Source organism: Polynucleobacter sp. AP-Nickl1-40-C4, assembly GCF_035012665.1.
In the GTDB taxonomy this organism is placed as follows: domain Bacteria; phylum Pseudomonadota; class Gammaproteobacteria; order Burkholderiales; family Burkholderiaceae; genus Polynucleobacter.
In genome coordinates this window covers 1-17,782 of the sequence record NZ_JAYGQR010000002.1, presented here as the reverse complement: position 1 = coordinate 17,782, position 17,782 = coordinate 1, and the positions used below count along the sequence as shown (strand labels likewise).

Below are 17,782 nucleotides of genomic sequence, written 5' to 3'. Positions count from 1 at the left end.
TTACAGGGAGTAGTACATATCAAATTCGATTGGATGAGTAGTCATACGGAAACGTGTGACGTCTTCCATCTTCAAATTGATATATGCATCAATCATAGATTCAGTAAATACTCCACCGCGAGTTAAGAACTCGTGATCTTTCTTCAATGCGTCCAATGCCTCTTCCAAGCTTGCGCAAACGGTTGGGATCTTTGCATCTTCTTCTGGTGGCAAGTCATATAAGTTCTTGTCCGCAGCTTCGCCTGGATGAATCTTGTTCTGTACGCCATCCAAACCAGCCATCAGCAATGCTGAGAAGCAGAGGTATGGGTTAGCCAATGGATCTGGGAAACGAGTCTCAATACGACGGCCCTTAGGATTTGGAACGTGTGGAATACGGATTGAAGCAGAACGGTTACGTGCTGAGTAAGCCAATTTCACTGGAGCCTCAAAGCCTGGAACCAAACGCTTGTATGAGTTTGTACCTGGGTTGGTAATTGCATTCAATGCTTTAGCGTGCTTGATAATGCCGCCAATGTAGAACAATGCAAACTCTGACAAACCTGCATAACCGTTACCAGCAAACAAGTTCTCCCCGTTCTTCCAAACGGATTGGTGTACGTGCATACCAGAACCGTTATCGCCAACTACTGGCTTAGGCATGAAAGTTGCTGTCTTGCCATAAGCATGCGCGACGTTTTGAACAACGTACTTCTGCCAGATAGTCCAGTCAGCGCGTTGAGTCAATGTGCTGAACTTAGTGCCCAATTCGTTTTGGCCTTGGCCAGCAACTTCATGGTGATGAACTTCAACTGGAATGCCCAATGACTCAAGAATCAAGCACATTTCAGAACGCATATCTTGGAATGTATCTACAGGAGCAACTGGGAAGTAACCGCCTTTTTTACCTGGACGGTGACCAGTGTTACCACCTTCGATTTCTGCACCAGATGACCATGGAGCTTCTTCGGAATCAATCTTCACGAAGCAACCCTGCATATCGGCACCCCAACGCACGCCATCAAAAATGAAGAACTCTGGCTCTGGACCAAAGTAAGCGGCATCACCTAAGCCGGTGCTCTTCAAATACGCTTCAGCGCGCTTAGCGATAGAACGTGGGTCACGGTCGTAACCTTTGCCATCAGCTGGCTCAATAACGTCACATGTGAGAACCAAAGTTGGCTCTTCATAGAATGGATCGATGTATGCAGCTGTTGGATCTGGCTTGAGCAACATATCTGAAGCTTCAATACCTTTCCAACCCGCGATAGAGGAACCGTCAAATGCATGGCCGCTCTCAAATTTATCTTCGTCAAAAGCAGAGATGGGCACTGTCGTGTGTTGTTCTTTACCCTTTGTATCCACAAAGCGGAAATCAACGAAAGTACATTCTTTCTCTTTAACCAACTTCATCACATCAGCGACGGTCTTCGTCATGCAAATCTCCTCTATTAACTAAATTCAGAATCAAAACTTAAGGCATACACCCTTATTCATTCCAGGCACCAAACACGCCTACTGGATGTATCTAATTTACTGAAGCAAACAAATGGGAACTCTCATTATTGCACTGTTTAAGTGCTGAAATACCCCTCATACAAGCCTAAATACCCCTATTTGCACCTTTTTAGTGCAACTAAGACTGGCCGATGTCGTGGATTTCGTAACCCAGCTCTTGGGTGCCTGTTCTCAAGGCAATCCAAGCGCTTTCTAGAAGGTTGGCATTGCCCTTAATCCCCAGCTCAATATGACGCTGGGCATAAACACCCCCCTTAGAGGCGTCACCGACAGAAGGGAGACTAAAGACCTTCACCCCCGGAAAATTAGCCTCTATGCGCTCCATTAAGGGGGTTAAGGTAGATTCAACTCCCTTAGGAACAATGAAGCTTTGCTCTGCCAAATTTTCTTGATGGAATAGATCCTTGTAGTAAGTATCCAAACACCAAGCCATCATCGGCGCAGCCATTACCGGAAAGCCCGGCACAAAGTGATGCTCTTGAATCCGAAAGCCCGGAATCTGGTTATAGGGGTTGGGAATAATTTCGCTGCCAATCGGAAACTCCCCCATCTTGAAGCGATGCTGATTTTCTGGAGTGCTTAAATCTGACTTGAATGGATCACCTTCTGCCATCGACTGAATGCGACCAGCAATTAATTCTTGCGCAGTTGGATGTAACTCAGTTTTTGTACCCAGAGCAAGTGCCGCGCATTGACGGGTGTGATCATCTGGCGTGGCGCCAATGCCGCCAGTACTAAACACAACATCACCACTTGCAAAACTGTCTTTGAGTGTTGCAGTAATTTGCTCGGGATCATCAGCAACGTATTTAGCCCATGCAAGACTGAGGCCGCGCTCATTGAGCAGCTCGATAAGCTTACTCATGTGCTTATCTTGACGACGACCAGATAAGATCTCATCACCAATCACGATTAACCCAAAGCGACGTTGGGCTTTGCTCGGCACTTCTATTTCAACTCTTTTAATTGCATCAACCATGGTAGGGCAGTTCCATATCAACAACGCGAGATTGCACTGTGAGCGCTTGATCCAACTCTTCTTCTCTCAATTGCTTGAGTGCATCTAATAAGAAATAGCTAAACCATAAAGCAGCAAACACAAAAATCAGAGAATAAATCCAAAGAGCTATAAAACTCACTATTGGAAATAACACCAAAGCCAATGCGGAGGTAGCCCAGAAGAAGGTTGGCACTGCGCCCAACATCCCTGATGCGATACCCATACAGAGCAATGGCCAGCGATACTTTTGAAGCAGAAGATCGCGCTCTTCCGAGCTGGCATGCTTTGCCAGAACGTCATACGACATCAGGCGCATCGTTAACCAGCCCCATAGTAATGGAGGCAAGACGGCCACCAACGGAGGAACCCACCACACAGGCAAGGTGAGCATCACCAATGCAAGACAAATGAGGGCTGACCATAGGCTGTAAATCAAACTGCCAAAGAAGCCGCCGCCCTTCTTGCACTCTAGATCCTGAAATTGTGACTGCCTAGAGGCAATCTTCACAATCGAGGGTACCGTTGAAAACGCAATAAAGACTAACAAGCTAATCGTAATCAAAGGGATGATTAGCATGACAAAAAATAATGGCGCAATCCATGCCCTGGCATTTTCAAAGCCCGCCCACACTAAACCCTCTTGTATCCAACTAGTAAAGACAGAAGTTGTTAGAAAGATGCTTAATGTTTCTAATGCTGGAGTCCATGTGAGCCAAATGAGGCAACCCCATAAAACTGAGACGATCAAAAATGGCCTGAAGCTCAGCCATAACATTCGCGGATGCATGGTTCCAACTAAAGCCATTCCAAAAGACTTAAATATTTGCGGTAATCCAACCATACAACTCCTATTGCCTGCAGACGTGCAGTCTACTTAGGCTTAAATTCTTTAATGGCACGAACCAAGCTTTGCCATTGTTGAGTGAGGATATTTTCTGAAACAGTTAAATTTCTGACTCCCGTAGGATAGACCTCTTTAGTGAAGATGGCCGTTCCAAATAACATATCCCACCACGGAAACAAAATACCAAAATTACAACCGCCTAATACGCCGGGCTTACCGATAGCCTCATGCCCATAGCCCACAGCGTGATGCATGCGGTGAAACATTGGGGAAACCAATAAGTATTTAACGGACCCTAAGTGAACCTTAATATTGGCATGCTGCCAACTTTGAATAAATTGGCTTAGCGCAATCAACATGATGAATTGTCCCGGGGAAACGCCAAACAATAGCGCGAAGAAAGCCATGAAGGTTGCACGCATGATGTCGTCGAGAATGTTATTGCGATTATCGGACCAGGCAGTCATCACTGTTTGACTATGATGCAAGGCATGTAACTGCCACCACCAATTAAATGCATGTGATGCGCGATGGTAAAGATAATCTACAAAGTCCAGAATGATGAGATAGATCAAAAAGCTAACAACGGGGACTGAGGTCACGCCTGGCCACCAGGACTCTACATTCAGGCGATCAAAACGAAAATCATGCAGGATGGAATCAATCTCAAAAAAGAATCCAGATAGGCATATAAAAATCAAGCCATGAAATATTCCCAGACGATGAAATAAGGTGTACAGAACGTCCGCCCTACTCGACTTTGAAAAACGCTCTTGCTTTTCTGCTGGGGCTAGGCGCTCCCACGTTCTTAATACAACCAGAATTAAGAAGAGCTGAACACAACCAAACAAGAACCAATCGATCCCATCAAACACATCCTCAGCCCAAGACATTAAGTCGAATTGGTACAGAATCGGACCCACTACATTAGCGAATAGAAACTCCTGAACGCTGGCATAAGCATTCGCAATCATGGAGGTGACGGTAGTGAGGTCCATGCTTTATTTTGACTGATTTGCAGAATCTTTGGGCAGTAGCCCAAAACAGAAACCACGGCCCTTCAGGTTAACAATCAACTGCTCCAAAACCGCGGGTGCCCATGGATCTTTTCTGGACCAAATACCCAAGTGAGCCATCGTGATATCGCCATCCCTGAGGTCTCTGCTCGCCCTTTCTAACAGAGCGCTGTTTGGATGCTTTTCTGAGTTCAGCTCATCCCCCAAGAAACCTGCGGGAGCCCAGCCAATGTGTTGATAGCCACACATATCCCCTATTCGAATCAAGGTAGGGGAAGTTTTACCACCTGGCGCACGCCAAATTTTCTGTAATGGCTGGCTCGTCATTTCTTGAAAGCGCTGATCAACCCGACGAATCTGTTTACACATTGCTGCCTCGTTATATAGAACAGTTTCTCCTGCCTTTGGACCAAATTGCTGTTTCTCAAAAACCTGCCCCTTAGGGCCATCCTTTACAAAGTAATCATGGTCGTAAGTATGGCTACCAAAATGATTGCCTTCCTTTGCCAATTGCTGCCAAAAGGGTTTCCAAGAGTCATCTAAGGCAAAGTCACCACGGTAAGTTTTTTCATTAGCCAAGAAAAAAGTAGCCTTTACGTTTTGCCGCTTGAGAATCTCAGCCACTTTTTCAGCAACTGACATATTGCCGGTATCGAAGGTGAGGTAGACCTTCTTGCTACATTCTGCGACTTGAGCATTGGCGCCCAATGAAAAACAGCCGAGCATCAGCACGGCTGCGATACGAATGAATGCGTTAGGACTTAGGCGCTTCATGATATTAATTATTCCCATCCAGCCCTTGGAGTGAAAAACACACCATGTGGTGACTTACCAACTGGAATCACTGTTACCAACTTCATTGTTGGAATATCTATTACCCCAACCTTTTTGGAAAAGCGGAAAGTAACCCACATTGTTTTACCATCTGGAGTAATTTCCATATCGTCTGGACCGGCCGGCAGTCCAGTGATATCGCCCACCTTCTCCAAGGTTTGCATATTGATCAAGCTGATCGTAGAAGCAATACGGTTGCTTACAAATACATGCTTCTTATCCCCTAAAGGGCGAAAGTTATGAGCACCCTTACCTGTAGGGATGCGCTTCACTTCTTTGCGATTTTTCCAGTCGATCACCTGAACATAGTCTTCACCAGTAATGCCAACTAAAAGGTATTGATCTCCAGGCGTCATCCACAAACCAGCAGGCACTTTACCCGTAGGAATCACCCACAATACATTTTGTGTTTCAAGATCTATTGCAGCAAGTTCACTAGAGTCTTGCAAAGTAATAAATGCAATTTTGCTATCCGATGTAAAAGCAATATGACTGGGTGTCTTACCTAGCTTTACGGTCTTAGCTAATTTGAGATTTGCACTGTCGGCAGCATAAATATCCACTCGATCCAAGCGATTGCCATTGGCTATAAACCATTTGTGGTTTGGGGAATAACCGATTTGGTATGGATCAATAATGTTCGGAATCTTGCCAGTCAGCTCACCCGTAGTTGGATTCATCAATACAACATCATTACCTGCAGCATTGGCAATCAATAATGATTTTTGATCAGGGGTCATCATGAGGTGATGAGGCTCTTTACCAACCGGGATTGTTTTAACAACCTCACGTGTGTTCATATCGATCAAACTGACAGATGCAGAACCAGAATTCAGAATCACCGCCAACTTGGGTTGATTTGCAGGAGTTGCTGAGGCTACGGGGCTAGTGGTTTGCCCAGAAGCAGTTTGATTGGCCAACAAAAGCGCCAATAATGCAGAGGTCGCGATTGTGCGAAAACCTCTAATCTTGATAAATTTGTACATCCCTCCATTGTAAGCAATTGGGGAGACTGAATAGGCCTCAAAATCCAGTGGATATGCTTTGGATTTGACCTAGCGCAAGCTTGCTAAAACCTTTTCGAGCCGCTTTAAGGACATTGGGGTTGGGGTTTTAAGCTCTTGAGCATACAAAGCCACTCTCAACTCTTCCAGCTGCCAACGAAAATCCGTTAAAGCCTGATCCTCAGCCATCGCATAAGAGGCAGACCCCTTGTTACCTTGCATCAGCTTTTGCCACGGACGAGCAACCGATTCCCAATCCTTTTGGCATTGGGCATCACGACTAGGGTTTGATCGCAATTTATCAATTCGCATCGCAATTGCTTTTAAGTAGCGTGGCACATGCACCAATTGCGAATACGGTATCTCAGCCACGAACTTAGGGAAGATCAATCCCTGCATCTGCGCTTGTATATCTGTGTAGGCGCTAGGCGAAGCCGCTTTTGCACTAGCAATCTTTTTCTGTAAATCTGCATGGGCTTGCAATGCATTTAATGCATGGCGAGAAATCTCTTGGGCAATGAGTGCCAATCTTGGTTTTCCGGCTTGAAGGCGCTCGGCGAATTGTTCTGCATTCACTGGAAGTTGCTCAGTCATAAAAGCACGCTCAAGGGCAATATTCAGAATCTGATCAATCAAGCCCTCTACCGATCCCACATTGATAAATAGCAAACCCAATTCACGTATACCAGGCAATTGTTTTTGTAGGGCTTTGAGCGTGTCTTTATTACTCAGCGCAAATAAGCGACGTAGTCCTAAAGCATGCTGTTTGCGAGCCTCCTCTAAATCATCAAATACCTCGAGATCACAAAAGTCAACACGATCTACTAAGGCTGGGTAGCCAAACAGAGTTTTATTCCCCTTTTGGATCTCTAAAGTTTCTGGCAACTCACCAAACTCCCAAGCGCGGTAGCCACCCTGTTCGATCTTACGAGTCGCATCAGGGTTGGTTGCGTGAGATTTAGATTTTTCGCCTCTTGGTGGCTCCACTCCCAATTCGACCTGAGCAGTCTCTTGAGCAATGGCCTGGAAGGCATTACGGGCAGTCTGCCCATACTCTGAACGTAAGCGAGCCAAGTTGCGCTCTACCTCGAGCTGGCGTCCATGTTCGTCAATCAGACGGAAATTCATCGAGGAATGTAGTGGCAATGCCTCTGGCCTAAAGTCTGTGCGTTTAATTTCTAGGCCACGCTCTTTGCGAATATCGCCAATCAAACTATCTAGAAAGTCACCAACGCCGAACTGCTTCTCCTCTAACTTGCGCTCAAGGAAGGACTTTGCGTAATCAGGCAATGGCACACAATGGCGTCTTAATTTCTGCGGCAATGATTTAAGAAGCAGCAACACCTTCTCTTCACACATGCCAGGAACAAGCCATTCGCAACGACGGCCATCCACTTGATTAAGTTGCGTCAAAGGAACGACCAGGGTTACACCATCCTTCGGGCTGCCAGGCTCGAAGTGATAGGTGAGACTCAGCTGTGCACCACCGACTAACATCGTCTTTGGATAGCGATCTACGGTGATACCAGCCGCCTCATGGCGCATCAAGTCCGCTTTTTCTAGGCGAAGTTGAGTATCAAGACCTTTTTCGGTATTTCTATCTTTCGTTAACCACGCCTTAAGACTCTCACGACTACGCACTTCTTTAGGTATTCGAGACTCATAAAAAGCGAATAGCAAATCATCATCTACCAATACATCTGGTCGACGAGAGCGATGTTCTAAGGCTTCGATTTCTTTAATCAAGCGTCGGTTATGCCAAAAGAATCCAAACACATTAGGATATTTTTTCTTGGCATCGGTTTCTGTTTCACGCTGGAGTGCAGGCGTATCCATGCGCCCAAACATTTCTTCCTGTACCAGGGCTTGGCCAATAAATAACTCCCTAGTTTCCTCGGGATTGTGTGGTTCATATCGAACCCTACGGCCATGATAAATCGGCAAGCCATACAAAGTGCCCCGCTCAAACGCCATCACCTCGCCCTGACGGTTATCCCAGAAAGGATCACTAAGGGATTTGATTAGGCGATGCGCAGCAACACGCTCCACCCATTGCGGCTCAATCTTCGCAATTGTTCTGGCATACATGCGATTCGTTTCTTGCAACTCTCCAGCCAAAATCCAGGCGCCTGCCTTTTTGCCAATAGTAGAACCAGGCCAAATGAATGGACGAATACCCCGCGCCCCTACGTAACCACCTGTTTTGCTATTGCGATCTTGAGATTTCTCGTCCTCTTCTTTTTTGGCTACATATCCGAGCAGGCCAGTTAATAAAGAAAGGTGTACCTGTTCATACGTTGCGGCCAAAGCATTTTCTTTCCAACCCTTTTCACCAAGCATCGTATGCAACTGGCCATGTACATCGCGCCATTCACGTAAGCGACGAGGTGACAGAAATTTACTCTTGCATAGATTCTCAAGCTGTCGATTGCTATGTTTGTGTTGTAGAGCGTCTTGATACCAATTCCAGAGTTTGACGAAACTCAGAAATTCAGAGCGTTCATCAGCAAACTGAAGGTGAGCTTGATCCGCTGCTGCAGCCTGCTCCATGGGGCGATCGCGCGGGTCTTGAGTTGCCAAAGCAGATGCGATGATGGTGACTTCCTTTAAGGCATTCTGCTCTTTAGCAGCTAAGAGCATTCTGCCAATGCGCGGATCAAGTGGTAGGTCTGCTAATTGCTTACCAATTGCGGTGAGTTTGAAGCTGTTATTAATATCCTTGCCATCTGCTGGCTCTGATTCATCAAATTCAATTGCACCTAATTCATCCAAAAGCTGCACACCATCCGCAATTGCTCTACCCAAGGGTTTATCAATAAACGGGAAATGCTGGATCTTGGGTAAGCGTAAGGAGCTCATGCGCAACAGCACTGCAGCTAACGAGCTACGCAATATCTCTGGATCAGTAAATTTAGGCCGCCCTAGATAATCTTGCTCGCTATATAAACGAACACAGATACCATCGGATACACGACCGCAACGCCCTGCTCTTTGATTGGCAGCAGCTTGCGAGATGGGTTCAATTTGTAGCTGCTCTACCTTATTGCGATAGGAGTAGCGTTTGACCCTCGCCAGGCCGCTATCGATCACATACCGAATGTTCGGCACTGTTAACGAGGTTTCTGCAACGTTGGTTGTCAGAATGATGCGCCGCCCATTACCTGGGCTAAAGACCCTCTCTTGCTCAGCCACCGATTGACGAGCAAATAAACTCAGAATTTCGGGATGAAAGCGTTGCTGCAAGACATGATCTTTACGTAAGGCTTCTGCGCAATCGCGTATCTCACGCTCGCCTGGCAAGAAGACCAATACGTCTCCTGCGCCCGCTGCTCCTTCTCGCCATAAACTGGCGATCTCTTCCGTCACCGCATCTGGGATTTCCTTGGCAGTTTTGGATTCTTTTTTGCCATCTGGCTTGGCATCCGGCTCTAGCGGTGCATAACGTTGCTCTACCGGAAACAATCTACCGCTGACTTCGATAACGGGCGCTACCTTGCCATTCATGGCAAAGTGTTCAGCAAAACGCTGGGCATCAATCGTTGCCGAGGTGATGATCAGCTTGAGATCTGGCCGCTTTGGGAGTAGCTGGCGCAGATATCCCAATAAGAAATCAATGTTCAGACTTCGTTCATGCGCTTCGTCAATGATGAGCGTGTCATAAGCACGTAACTGAGGGTCTCGCTGAGTCTCTGCTAGCAAGATACCGTCGGTCATCAGTTTGATAGAGGCGGTATGGCTAGTCTTATCAGCAAAGCGAACTTGGTAGCCCACATCTTGGCCAATGGGCGAAGCAAGCTCCTGGGCGATACGCTTAGCCGTTGCGGTGGCTGCAATCCGGCGAGGTTGAGTATGGCCAATGAGCTTGCCGCCATTAATCGTGCCTCGCCCCAGATCCAAACAGATCTTCGGAAGCTGGGTGGTCTTGCCCGAGCCAGTCTCACCGCACACAATCACCACCTGGTGGCTCTGCAGGGCATCCTTGATCAGCTGACGCTGACCAGAGACCGGCAATTCCTCTGGAAAGCGAATTTCTAGCTTACGTGAGGTGTTGGAAGCAGGCACAGGCTGTGGCATTGCTTTGGGTTTTTGTTGGTTTATGGGCTCTTGCACCCTATAATTTTCTCACTATGCCAACAAATGCACCGAACCAGGCCTTAATGGCCGAAGAAACTACCTCCAACTTCCCTTTCGTAGGGTGGTTGCGCGATGTTGCGCCCTACATTCATAGCTTTCGCGAGAAGACCTTTGTGATTGCCTTTGCAGGTGAACTCGTCCAAGAAATCGGCCTTGAGAATCTGATTGAAGATATCGCCATGCTCCATGCTATGGGTATGCGTATTGTTTTGGTTCACGGCATCCGCCCACAGATTGAAGAGCAGCTCATGCTCCGAAATATTAAAAGCAAGTTTGGCAAGAGCGCCTTGCACAGCTATCGGATTACTGATGCAGCCGCACTAGAGTGCGTTAAAGAAGCTGCCGGTGAATTGCGCCTGGATATTGAGGCGGCATTTAGCCGTGGTTTGCCAAACACTCCAATGGCTGGCTCACGTATCTCTGTGATCTCTGGCAACTTTATTACCGCAATGCCTGTGGGTGTTGTTGAAGGCACTGATTACATCCATACCGGTTTAGTGCGCAAAGTTGACTCTAGCTCGATTAGACAGTCCTTGGACAGCAACAAAATTGTTTTGCTTTCACCTTTAGGTTTTTCACCAACGGGCCAAGCATTTAATCTGGCATACGAAGATGTAGCTGCATCCACTGCCGCAGCTCTTAAAGCGGATAAGTTAATCTTCTTGAGTCCATATGCAGGTTTAAAAGATGCAGAAGGTGATTTCATTACCGAACTGTCTATGCCGCAACTGCAAGAATATATTGCGCAGAATAAAGACATGGATCTCGGCATGAAGAGTTTGCTCAATATCTCTGGCAGAGCAATACGGGCCGGCGTTAGCCGGGTTCACTTTTTGCCCTGTAATCAGGATGGAGCGCTCCTCGAAGAGCTCTTTACCCATGATGGTATTGGCATGATGCTAGCCTCATCTGATATCGAGAACTTACGCGAAGCCAATCAAGATGACGTAGGTGGCATATTGCAATTAACGATGCCCCTGGAAGATGAAGGCATCTTGGCGGCTCGCGGACAAGATGTAATTGAACGTGATATTCAGCGCTTCTCAGTGATAGAGCATGACCGCGTTCTCTTTGGTTGCGCCGCCCTCTTCCCATTTCCCAATGGTGTTGGTGAGTTAGCTTGTCTTGCAGTAGATCCTGATGTTCAAGGGTCGGGTGACGGCGAGCGTCTACTCAAGCGTGTTGAAATGCGCGCCAAGCAAGAAGGCATTAAAAAATTATTTGTTCTCACTACTAGAACTGAGCACTGGTTCTTAAAGCGTGGCTTTAAAAGGGCAACGGTCGATGATCTGCCAGAAGAAAGAAAACAAATTTATAACTGGGACCGCAAGTCCATGGTTTTAACTAAAGATCTATAAGTAATTTAAGAAACTGAAGAAATACTAGAAAGGTATTACAGATGGCACGCATGGTTCAATGTATCAAACTCAATAAAGAAGCTGAGGGAATGGATTTTGCCCCGCTTCCAGGCGAGCTAGGCAAAAAGGTTTGGAATCAAGTCTCCAAAGAGGCTTGGGCTGCTTGGTTAAAGCACCAAACAATGCTGATTAATGAAAACCGCCTCAATATGGCTGACCCACGTGCACGCCAATACCTCTTAAAGCAGGTAGAAAAGTACTTCTTTGAAGGTGGTGCTGATATGGCTCAAGGTTACGTACCGCCTGCAGACTAAGTAAATATAGTTTGCAAATAAAGTTTGCCGTGTTGCAGCATGTAATTTATTGAAAAATATATTCTGAATTGCTGTTGACACTGCCAACGATAAGCGTAGGATCAAGTTGTGGTGAGACAGAATTAGTGTCCCACTCACATTGGCGAAAGCCACTTAAGATGAGTGCATCTGTGCACTCATAGATGTCGGAACTAATTACCTTCCGATTATCTGCGCCATGCATACCATGGCAGACAAACCCGATGGGCATACCCCGTCGGGTTTTTTAATTTCTACAGCGCAATTCTTTCAACGCCAGCAGCGTTGCTGACCAACAGAATATTGGCTTTTTCTTTAGCAAATAGACCAACAGTGATCACACCAGCGATCTGATTGATTTGCACCTCCATCTGCAGTGGATTGGAGATCTTCAGGCCCGCTACATCTAGAATCCAACCACCGTTATCACTTACAAAAGGCTCGCTCGGAGTTTGATTGAGATCAGCTCTAGTGCTCTTTGCCAGACGTAGGCTGACTTTACCGCCTAATTTTTCCAACTCACGACTCACAACGCCTTTTGCAAGAGGAATGATTTCTACTGGTAATGCAAAGTTGCCTAGCACCGGTACTTGTTTTGATGAATCGCAAATGCAAATGAATTGCTTTGCCATGGAGGCAATAATTTTTTCTCTGGTAAGCGCTCCGCCGCCGCCCTTAATCATATGTCCCAAAGGATCGATTTCATCTGCACCATCCACATAAGCAGGCAGACCTTGCACATCATTTGGATCAAGAACCTTAAAGCCATGCTTAAGTAAGCGCTCAGTGGTGGCATTAGAGCTTGATACCGTACCTGCAAAATGATCCTTGTGTGGGGCTAGCGCATCAATAAAACAGTTTGCGGTCGAGCCTGTTCCTACGCCCAAGACCTGTCCTGCAGGAAGCTTAAGCACTTCGTCTCTAGCCGCCTCGCCTACCATTTGCTTTAGTTGATCTTGAGTCATATAGCTATCAAATGCCTTTACTGGAACTGAGTAATTAATCCATCTATCATATGATATCTATCAGAAAACCATCCTAGAGCAGCGAGTAAGCCCATGAATAGCACCCCTTCTTCACTAAGCCAACTTGAGCAACTCAAGAAACTGACCACGGTTGTGGCTGATACAGGCGATTTTGAGCGCATGCAGGCTTTTCAGCCGCAAGATGCGACTACCAACCCTTCGCTGATCCTGAAGGCTGCTCAACAAAGCAATTACCAAGATTTGGTGCAGTCGGTCAAAGCAACGCATCCAGGCATGAGCCCGACCGATTTGGTGGATTACATCTTGGTTGCGTTTGGTTTAGAGATTCTGAAGATTGTTCCAGGACGCGTTTCTACAGAAGTAGATGCCAGACTCTCATTCGACACCAAGAGCACTGTAGCTAAGGCCAAGCATTTAATTACCCTTTACGAATCTCATGGAATTGATCGTAAACGCATTCTGATTAAATTAGCGGGCACATGGGAAGGCATTGCCGCCGCCAAAGAATTAGAGACGCAAGGCATCCATTGCAATATGACTCTGCTCTTCTCACTCGTGCAAGCGGCTGCATGTGGTGCCGCCAATGCCAAACTCATTTCTCCATTTGTGGGTCGTATCACTGATTGGAATAAAGCGAAGTTAGGCAGCAACTGGAGTGATAGTGCCAATGGCGGTGCAAATGATCCAGGCGTCACTTCCGTTAAGAGGATCTTTCACTATTACAAACACTTTGGCATCCCTACTGAAATCATGGGGGCCAGCTTCAGAAATACCAGTCAGATACTAGAGTTAGCTGGTTGTGATCTTTTGACTATTAGCCCAGAGCTATTGGCTGAACTTCAAAGCAGAAATGCATCAGTTGAGATAAAGCTAATTCCCGCTAATGCCCAAGCCGCGCTTCAGACAGAGGGTATAACACCCTTAAAGCTTGATGAATCTAGTTTCCGCCTGCAGCTCAACAATGATGCAATGGCTACCGAGAAACTGGCTGAAGGGATTCGGAACTTCTGCGTGGATACCGAGAAGTTGGAATCACTACTAGCCAAGTAATTACTTCTTGGCGGTATTGATGCCTAGTATTGAGTAAGCTGGGCAGTTGCCAATCATTCCTGTGATGAGGGGAATGACGCCAATCCAAGCCCATGGACCAGTAATACCAAAACCAGCCAAGCCCATCAGCGTGATGCCGACAGTCATTCGTAGAACGCGATCAGTATGTCCGATATTGCATTTCATATGAAGCTCCTTGTTTTACTTGGCAGCTTTGTCGTTTGTTTTGGCTAGGCGCTGTCGTAATGCCTCATACAAGCATACGCCACTTGCAACGGATACATTCAAACTTGAGACTGCACCTTGCATAGGAATACGCACTAGCTCATCGCAAGTTTCTTTGGTGAGGCGGCGCATACCCTCGCCTTCACCCCCCATCACGATGGCAATAGGCCCTGTGAGCTCGATGTCATAAATCGATTTTGTAGCTTCATCATCGGTGCCGATTAGCCAAACACCCGCTTCCTGCATCTCTCTCATACTTCGAACAAGGTTGGTAACCGTAATCACGGGTATCACTTCCGATGCCCCACTAGATACCTTACTTACAGTGGCATTAATTGATGCAGAGCGATCTTTAGGGACTACAACAGCATCTACGCCAGCGCCATCTGCTACGCGCAGGCAAGCGCCAAAGTTATGGGGATCAGTAATGCCATCTAAAACCAGGAACAATGGCTTTTTCTGAGCACTCTCAGCATCTTCAACAACCTCAGTAACAGTGCGTGCCACAGTCATTTTTTCAGCCAAAGCAACAACACCTTGGTGGCGATCATGGCCTGTCAGCTTATGTAGGCGCTCAGCGTCAGCGGCATGCAAACGTTCACCTAAAGTCTCTTCTGCCTGCTTTAAAAAATCCCCCATGCGTCTATCGCGACGGCCGGAGTCAAAGTACACAGACTTCAAGCTATCTGGATCCACCCTTAAGCGCGCTTGTACCGCATGAAAACCTACTAATATTTGTTTCATCTTATTTTTCTAATCGATCTTTATTTACGGCGCGCTTTAGTACTGCGAACTGGGGGCTTAGTGCCCGCTGGTTTACCAACAGATCTACCCGGCTTAGCGGATTTACCATTTTTTCGGGTAGCTTTACTCTTAGACTGATTAGCCCCTAAAGTTCCAGCAGATTTAGCTGCATTGACATTGATGCCACTTGGCTTTTGTGGAGTCCTGTTGTCAGAACGACCTCTTTGAGGGGCTGCTTTTTTATTGGGTCTGCCTGTATCCGTTGCCAAAAGTAATTGACGGCGATTGGAAGATCCGCCAGGCTCAGCACCAACAGATTTAACAAGACTAAATTCAATCTTGCGCGCATCTAAGTCAACGCGACTGACCAATACATGTAAACGATCGCCCAAGCGATAACGAATACCAGTACGTTCTCCACGCAATTCTTGGCGCGCTTCGTCATATTGGAAGTAATCTCCGCCAAGCTCGGTGACGTGCACCATACCCTCGACAAAGAGATTCTCTAACTGAATAAATAAACCAAAGTTCGCAACTCCGGTGACGGTGCCAGCATATTCTTGACCTAAATGGTCACGCATGTAGTAACACTTGAGCCAAGCTTCTACATCACGTGAAGCTTCATCAGCACGACGCTCATTAGATGAGCAATGAACGCCTAATTGACCCCAGATTGGCAATGCGGCATTGGCACCCTTAGGTGGCTTAGTGCCTTTGGCTGCCCCTGCTTTGGCATCGCTTTGCGATTTCTTGGCATTGACTGCATTCTCACGACCTTTACCTTTACGTGGCAGGGTGAGATTGAGTGGAACCTTCGGGGGCAATACCGGTACGTATGGTTTTTTCTGAAGAATCGATTTGATCACGCGATGCGTTAGCAAATCAGGATAACGGCGGATCGGGCTTGTGAAATGTGAGTAAGCTGGGTAAGCCAAGCCAAAGTGGCCCTCATTGTCGGGCTGGTACATCGCTTGTTGCATGGAGCGCAATACTACTGACTGCAGCATATTGGCATCGGGGCGCTCTTTAATTTCACGCATTAATTTAGCGTAGTCACGTGGCTTAGGTTTATCGCCACCGCCTAATGACAGACCTGAAGTTCTCAGAACTTGGCGCAAAGTAACCAACTTCTCTTCTGATGGCTCGCCATGCACGCGATAGAGACTGAGGTGCTTATTTTTTTCAATAAAGTCCGCTGCACAAACGTTTGCAGTCAACATACACTCTTCAATTAAGCGGTGGGCATCATTGCGAAGGCGTGGCTCAATGCGAAGTATCTTGCCAAGCTCATTGCTAATGATTTGTGTTTCGGTTGTTTCAAATTCAATCGCACCCCGTTTCTCACGAGCAGACAACAGAATCTTATAAAGAGAATACAAATTGCCCAGTAATGGGCGGAACTGCCCAAAGCGTGTTGCCTCAGGACCTTTGCTATTGGAGAGAATTTCCCAAACAGTATCGTAAGTAAAGCGTTGCGCTGAATGCATTACCGCTGGATAAAACTGGTAAGCCAACACAATACCGTTGTTATCTACAACAGAGTCGCACACCATACACAGACGGTCTACACCCGGATTCAGTGAGCAAAGACCATTGGAGATCTTCTCAGGAAGCATGGGGATTACGCGTCTTGGGAAGTAGACTGAAGTAGCGCGCAATAAGCCCTCGTCATCCAATGGCTGACCTGGTTTGACGTAATGAGATACATCAGCAATCGCCACGATCAGGCGCCAGGCTTTGGTCTGGCCATACATGACCGGCTCACAATAGACAGCATCATCAAAGTCACGTGCATCAGCACCGTCAATGGTGACCAAAGGCACATCACGTAAATCAATGCGGCCTTCTAGATCGGATTGCTGGACCGTATCTGGCAATGCCGCAGCCTCTTTCATAGCGGCGGCAGAAAATTCGTGGGGCACGCCGTACTTACGGACTGCAATTTCGATTTCCATGCCAGGATCATCAATCTCACCCAACACTTCAACTACACGACCAACTGCTTGGCGATAGCTATCTGGGTAGTCAATAATTTCAACACTTACAACCTGGCCTAACTTGGCCTGACCTTGACCCTTGGGCGGAATCAGAATGTCATGACCAATGCGCTTATCTTCTGGCGCAACAATCAGAACGCCATTTTCATTTAAGAGACGCCCGATTACTACTTTATTAGCGTGTAGAACTACTTCAACAATCTGCCCTTCTGGGCGACCACGTCGATCCGTTCCTAGCACCCTGACATTGACTCTGTCGCCGTGCATGACCCGTGACATTTCTCTTTCAGATAGAAAGATATCTTCGCCACCATCATCGGGAATGACAAATCCAAATCCATCTCGATGCCCTTGAACTGTTCCTAAGCGGTCAGCCTCACGTGGCATCAAGTCTTTTGCTTTACGCATTTAATTCCTTCGGCAATACATGCCCTGTATATATCTACTGATATCTATTTTTGTTATGAATAAGGCTACTGTATCAAACCACCAAGTCTGAAGGGAAAAAGCCGAAATGGGGTGAAAAAAGCCTAAAAACGCCCATCCCCCTATAATAGAGGCATGCCCAGGTGGCGAAATTGGTAGACGCACCAGCTTCAGGTGCTGGCGATCGAAAGGTTGTGGAGGTTCGAGTCCTCTTCTGGGCACCAAACAAGGTTTAACGGCTCTCTACGCCCGTTATTACATGGTCAGTATAAAGAAAACTGGCCGATTCTACATAAAACTACATAAAGTCTATATGGGGGTGCTTTCTTAGAATG

Annotated in this window: 14 protein-coding genes and 1 tRNA gene; 4 read left to right on the top strand and 11 right to left on the bottom strand. The window is 46.8% G+C overall.

What is annotated here, in order from left to right; all coding sequences use genetic code 11:
- The 7 genes from glnA to hrpA all read right to left on the bottom strand — a co-directional run bounded on the left by glnA (position 1) and on the right by hrpA (position 10,269).
- The gene (glnA, locus tag VC182_RS02440; protein WP_072582200.1) at positions 1-1,416 is read right to left on the bottom strand and encodes a type I glutamate--ammonia ligase; all 1,416 of its coding nucleotides are present in this window, start codon (positions 1,414-1,416) and stop codon (positions 1-3) included.
- A gap of 199 nt (positions 1,417-1,615) precedes the next feature.
- Complete coding sequence (locus VC182_RS02435; protein ID WP_323484381.1) at positions 1,616-2,476, bottom strand: competence/damage-inducible protein A; 861 nt, start codon at positions 2,474-2,476, stop codon at positions 1,616-1,618.
- The gene (locus VC182_RS02430; protein ID WP_323484380.1) at positions 2,469-3,338 is read right to left on the bottom strand and encodes an EI24 domain-containing protein; all 870 of its coding nucleotides are present in this window, start codon (positions 3,336-3,338) and stop codon (positions 2,469-2,471) included. Before VC182_RS02430 ends, VC182_RS02435 begins: the two co-directional genes overlap by 8 nt.
- A 29-nt stretch (positions 3,339-3,367) precedes the next feature.
- A complete protein-coding gene (locus tag VC182_RS02425) occupies positions 3,368-4,339 on the bottom strand; it encodes a sterol desaturase family protein (protein WP_216243568.1) in 972 nt (323 codons plus the stop codon).
- 3 nt (positions 4,340-4,342) lie between these two features.
- A complete protein-coding gene (locus VC182_RS02420; RefSeq protein WP_216243566.1) occupies positions 4,343-5,131 on the bottom strand; it encodes a polysaccharide deacetylase family protein in 789 nt (262 codons plus the stop codon).
- Between the two features lie 8 nt (positions 5,132-5,139).
- Positions 5,140-6,177, bottom strand: a complete 1,038-nt coding sequence (locus VC182_RS02415) for a cytochrome D1 domain-containing protein (protein ID WP_072582196.1) — start codon at positions 6,175-6,177, stop codon at positions 5,140-5,142.
- Positions 6,178-6,246: 69 nt separating this feature from the next.
- Entirely contained in the window at positions 6,247-10,269 is a 4,023-nt protein-coding gene (gene hrpA, locus VC182_RS02410) for an ATP-dependent RNA helicase HrpA (RefSeq protein WP_323484379.1), read from the bottom strand.
- A gap of 53 nt (positions 10,270-10,322) precedes the next feature.
- On the opposite strand from hrpA, the gene argA reads away from it, so the two are divergent.
- A complete protein-coding gene (gene argA / locus VC182_RS02405) occupies positions 10,323-11,687 on the top strand; it encodes an amino-acid N-acetyltransferase (RefSeq protein ID WP_323484378.1) in 1,365 nt (454 codons plus the stop codon).
- A 41-nt stretch (positions 11,688-11,728) separates the two neighbouring features.
- Entirely contained in the window at positions 11,729-12,001 is a 273-nt protein-coding gene (locus tag VC182_RS02400; protein WP_215359870.1) for an oxidative damage protection protein, read from the top strand.
- A gap of 272 nt (positions 12,002-12,273) precedes the next feature.
- On the opposite strand, the gene rpiA is transcribed toward VC182_RS02400, so the two are convergent.
- Positions 12,274-12,984, bottom strand: coding sequence for a ribose-5-phosphate isomerase RpiA (gene rpiA, locus VC182_RS02395; RefSeq protein ID WP_323484377.1), 711 nt, complete (start codon positions 12,982-12,984; stop codon positions 12,274-12,276).
- A gap of 93 nt (positions 12,985-13,077) precedes the next feature.
- Here rpiA and tal point away from each other — a divergent pair, with 93 nt between their 5' ends.
- On the top strand, positions 13,078-14,055 hold the full coding sequence (gene tal / locus VC182_RS02390) for a transaldolase (RefSeq protein ID WP_323484376.1): 978 nt from the start codon (positions 13,078-13,080) through the stop codon (positions 14,053-14,055).
- Here tal and VC182_RS02385 read toward each other — a convergent pair whose 3' ends face one another.
- From VC182_RS02385 to rnr, 3 genes are read right to left on the bottom strand one after another with little or no spacing between them, the layout of a single operon-like run.
- Positions 14,056-14,241, bottom strand: a complete 186-nt coding sequence (locus VC182_RS02385; RefSeq protein WP_072582189.1) for a DUF2892 domain-containing protein — start codon at positions 14,239-14,241, stop codon at positions 14,056-14,058.
- Positions 14,242-14,256: 15 nt separating this feature from the next.
- Positions 14,257-15,024 carry a 23S rRNA (guanosine(2251)-2'-O)-methyltransferase RlmB gene (gene rlmB, locus VC182_RS02380; protein ID WP_323484375.1) on the bottom strand — a complete coding sequence of 256 codons (768 nt, stop codon included), beginning with the start codon at positions 15,022-15,024 and terminating at the stop codon, positions 14,257-14,259.
- A 20-nt stretch (positions 15,025-15,044) separates the two neighbouring features.
- Positions 15,045-17,429: a ribonuclease R gene (gene rnr / locus VC182_RS02375; RefSeq protein ID WP_323484374.1), complete on the bottom strand. Its 2,385-nt coding sequence runs from the start codon at positions 17,427-17,429 to the stop codon at positions 15,045-15,047.
- A gap of 155 nt (positions 17,430-17,584) precedes the next feature.
- On the opposite strand from rnr, the gene VC182_RS02370 reads away from it, so the two are divergent.
- Positions 17,585-17,671: transfer RNA gene (locus VC182_RS02370), tRNA-Leu, on the top strand.
- Positions 17,672-17,782: the final 111 nt, after the last annotated feature.

Bases quoted from the DNA above. Each gene is read 5' to 3' on its own strand.
- VC182_RS02430 (WP_323484380.1), bottom strand. From the start codon at position 3,338: ATGGTTGGATTACCGCAAATATTTAAGTCTTTTGGAATGGCTTTAGTT.
- VC182_RS02415 (WP_072582196.1), bottom strand. From the start codon at position 6,177: ATGTACAAATTTATCAAGATTAGAGGTTTTCGCACAATCGCGACCTCT.
- rpiA (WP_323484377.1), bottom strand. From the start codon at position 12,984: ATGACTCAAGATCAACTAAAGCAAATGGTAGGCGAGGCGGCTAGAGAC.
- glnA (WP_072582200.1), bottom strand. From the start codon at position 1,416: ATGACGAAGACCGTCGCTGATGTGATGAAGTTGGTTAAAGAGAAAGAA.
- rnr (WP_323484374.1), bottom strand. From the start codon at position 17,429: ATGCGTAAAGCAAAAGACTTGATGCCACGTGAGGCTGACCGCTTAGGA.
- argA (WP_323484378.1), top strand. From the start codon at position 10,323: ATGCCAACAAATGCACCGAACCAGGCCTTAATGGCCGAAGAAACTACC.
- VC182_RS02385 (WP_072582189.1), bottom strand. From the start codon at position 14,241: ATGAAATGCAATATCGGACATACTGATCGCGTTCTACGAATGACTGTC.
- VC182_RS02420 (WP_216243566.1), bottom strand. From the start codon at position 5,131: ATGAAGCGCCTAAGTCCTAACGCATTCATTCGTATCGCAGCCGTGCTG.
- rlmB (WP_323484375.1), bottom strand. From the start codon at position 15,024: ATGAAACAAATATTAGTAGGTTTTCATGCGGTACAAGCGCGCTTAAGG.
- VC182_RS02425 (WP_216243568.1), bottom strand. From the start codon at position 4,339: ATGGACCTCACTACCGTCACCTCCATGATTGCGAATGCTTATGCCAGC.
- VC182_RS02435 (WP_323484381.1), bottom strand. From the start codon at position 2,476: ATGGTTGATGCAATTAAAAGAGTTGAAATAGAAGTGCCGAGCAAAGCC.
- hrpA (WP_323484379.1), bottom strand. From the start codon at position 10,269: ATGCCACAGCCTGTGCCTGCTTCCAACACCTCACGTAAGCTAGAAATT.
- VC182_RS02400 (WP_215359870.1), top strand. From the start codon at position 11,729: ATGGCACGCATGGTTCAATGTATCAAACTCAATAAAGAAGCTGAGGGA.
- tal (WP_323484376.1), top strand. From the start codon at position 13,078: ATGAATAGCACCCCTTCTTCACTAAGCCAACTTGAGCAACTCAAGAAA.